Annotated in this window: 2 protein-coding genes and 1 pseudogene; 1 reads left to right on the top strand and 2 read right to left on the bottom strand. The window is 67.7% G+C overall.

Going from position 1 to position 3,100, the window contains the following annotated elements:
* Positions 1–1,215: 1,215 nt before the first annotated feature.
* Positions 1,216–1,617: pseudogene (locus tag AC5LUJ_RS21735) on the top strand (transposase); the annotation flags it as partial.
* Between the two features lie 240 nt (positions 1,618–1,857).
* Here the strand turns inward: AC5LUJ_RS21735 and AC5LUJ_RS21740 are convergent.
* Both AC5LUJ_RS21740 and AC5LUJ_RS21745 read right to left on the bottom strand, forming a co-directional pair.
* Positions 1,858–2,172 (bottom strand): DNA glycosylase AlkZ-like family protein, encoded by a 315-nt coding sequence (locus tag AC5LUJ_RS21740; RefSeq protein WP_250287523.1) that lies wholly within the window; start codon positions 2,170–2,172, stop codon positions 1,858–1,860.
* Positions 2,132–2,935: an AlbA family DNA-binding domain-containing protein gene (locus AC5LUJ_RS21745; protein ID WP_250287521.1), complete on the bottom strand. Its 804-nt coding sequence runs from the start codon at positions 2,933–2,935 to the stop codon at positions 2,132–2,134. The genes AC5LUJ_RS21740 and AC5LUJ_RS21745 overlap by 41 nt, the downstream gene beginning before the upstream one ends.
* Between the last annotated feature and the right edge of the window lie 165 nt (positions 2,936–3,100).

Consider the following 3,100-nt stretch of genomic DNA (forward strand, 5'->3'; position numbering starts at 1 on the left):
GTCCGTCGTCCTTCACGCCGACCACCGCATACTGCGGTTCGTCGGTTCGTTACTCATGTAGCTAACCATGGAGGCTGGCGGCCGGTCCGTCAAGCTCCGCCCGAAAAGTCGTTCTCGACGCCGGGCCCGCCCTGCCTACCTGCTCGGCGTGTTCCCGACGCCGCGCCTGCCAGACGCACTGACCAGCCCCACCAGCCCTTGATTCCGTTGGTGGAGCTGTCACACAGGCCGCGGCCGCGCCGAACGCGCGCGGGAAAGTGTCGACGCCAGCGGTGACCACCGCGCCGACCTGCTCCTGTGGGGCCGGCGGCGCTCTCCTCGCCGGCGCCGTGTCGCTGCTCGGCGAGGGCGGGGTGGCGATCGCCGTCGGCGCGATCTCCGGTGAGCCGACGGTCCTCGCGCCGGACGCCCTCGCGAACCCGGCGCGCAGACGGGTGCAGGGCTACTGGGGCCGCTGGCCGCTCGGCCACGACCTACGCGAGCTGGTCGGGCTCGTCGCGGTCCGGCCGGCTCACCCCGGCCGACCACCCACACGCCAGCTGGCACGCGGTCGGCGAGCTGGCCGCAGGCTACCTCGACGGGCGCATCCGACGCCGCCGTGCTGTCCTCGAGGTCGACTGAGACGCCGACCGGGACGTCGGACAGGACGTCAGGCGGCCGCTGGCGGCCCGGCCTGGGTAGACCGACGGACGGCTCGGCCGGATAGCGGGCCGCCGACACGGCCACTACAACGTCGGCCGCCGCCGCGTGGGGCGGGTAAGCAGAGTGGAGGCCCGGCGACGTGTTTTCCATGGCCTGTTGAAGGATTCGCCGGACAATACCTTGGGGATTTCAGGCGATCCGAGTGACTGGCCATCAAAGCGACGGCCGATCGACAGGGTGAACGCCCGACCGCTGGCCGAGCCGCACGCCGGTCCGTAGATCATGTGATGTCCGAACTGGCCCGCCAGGCGCGCGTGCCCTCCCCAGCGGTCACCGAGCGCGTGCAGCGTATACGGCATAACGACATAGTCATCAGCCGGTGGTCACGATAGCACCCGAACGTAAAGAAAATATTTGAAAATACCCCATCGGTAGCGGACCGTGACGCCTGAGGTGTGTGATACGGGCTACGGTCACGGGAACATGCCCTGGCGGGACCGGCTGACGGGTGACGGCGAGCGGATACCGCATGCTCACCGTCACCGGTAGCCGTCTGATCCGTCTGACTCCCAATGGGCGCTGGTCGCACCGCCGGCTGCGGTGGTGGGTCGGTGGGAGAAGCACGACCGCCTTGACCTGGTCGATGCGATCCTCTACGTGGTGCGCACCGGCTGTGCCTGGCGGGCACTGCCGTCGGACTATCCGCCCTGGCAGACGGTCTGCTACTACTTCGCCCGCTGGCACGACGCCGACGTGACCGAACGTGTCCACGACGCACTACGGGGTCAGGCCCGCCGGCAGGACGAACGCGACGTCGAACCGACGGCGGAGATCATCAACGCTCAGTCCACCGGACACCCCGGACAACTACGGACCGTTGTCGCCTGCCCGGAACCCGCGGAGCTCACCGGCCGTCAGGTCCGTGCGCGGTTCGACCCGGATCTGGGTGACGCGCTGGGCGCGCACCGGCGCTGAGTAGAGGAGGAAGCCGTCCTCGATGACCTGATCGATGATCTGTCCGATGACGGCCCTGACGTACCGTACCGTGGCTTCTGTCGTTGCAGTCAGGCCTGAGCACGTTTCCTGAGCACGGAATGTGATGCCTATGGCAGGGCATGAGGCGGCGGCGCTGGCGTAGAACGCGTTTCCGATCGACGGCGCTCACGCGCGTGTAGCTATACGCGCGCGTGAAGGATTCCCTGGGTGCGTATAGAACTATGCGCGGTGCGTGTAGGCCGTCCAGCGACGGCTACCGCTGGCTACCAAGGGTCCGTCGTCCCGGGCGAGCCGGCGCAGCAGTCGCGACGCCTGGTCGGGGGACAGCGAGCACAGGTCGGCTGCCTCGCCTCGGGTGATCTGGCCGTGGGCCGCGACGTAGCTGAGCACCATCTGCTCCTGCTGAGCCTGGTCGAAGCCATGCACCCGGACGTAGGCGGCGGGTTCGCGAAGTTCGCGGTAGACAGCGGCGGTGAGATGCCAGGTACGCCCCTTACCTCCGCCGCGTGCTTCCACGAGGCCACGGTCGACCATCCGCGCGAGCTGCCGCCGGACCTCCGAGTCGCCGACCTGTAGAAGGGCAGCGGCAGATCGCGTCCTCTCGACCGAACAGGAGCAGTGCGCCGGCGCAGATCACGGTCGTGCCGCCGCGTTGCTCGAGTAGACCGAGGGCGCGCGCGACATCATGGTCATCAAGATCGGCTAGCACGCGGTCCCCGTAGCCGGCCGATTCCCGGATCAGCCGGCGAAATCGCTCGAACTCCAGCGGGTCCAGGTCGTTCCAGGTTGCGTCAGGCACCGGAAGCGCCGAGTAGTCGACGGCTCCTCGGTCGATCTCGTGCGCGAGCATCTCGTGTGCGTGGATCGGTATGCACGTCGGCTTTCCATCGCCACCGATCGCCCGTCGTTGGTACATCCCGCGGGTGGTTCCGACGATACGTGGGCTGTTCTCTACCTGGACGCACAGCACGGGCGTACCGTCGATCTCGATCGTGGACACAGCCGTCTGTACTGGGGGTTGCGTGGAGTTCGCGATGAGCGCCTGCAGCCGCTGCGGATCGGTACGGTTGCCATGCCGCGGTCGAGCGCCAGTGACCAAGCCGGAGTCCTCGACGCCAAGAAGCAGCAGGCCACCGTGGCCATTGGCCAGGCAGACGACCGCCTCGATCAGCTCGCGGTCGCCGAGTGACTGACGTTCCTCGCCCTTGAACTCGACGGACAGCGTCTCTCCGCCGTCGATCGCCGCGCGGACGGAGTCCGCATCGAGCAGCGAGAAGGAGATGAGATGGCTGACCATCTGGCCCCCTCCTGCCGTCACCGGTTTGATCTCGCAGGCGTCAGGCTACTGAAGATACGCTTGCTCAGCGTCCGATTGCCTGCTTGTAGGCAGGTCGGCCCACAGCCGCGATGCCGGATGAGGGCCGGGGCTGCAGCATCGTTCACTGTATCGAACACACGTTCC

It is taken from the genome of Protofrankia sp. CiP1_Cm_nod3, assembly GCF_982290655.1.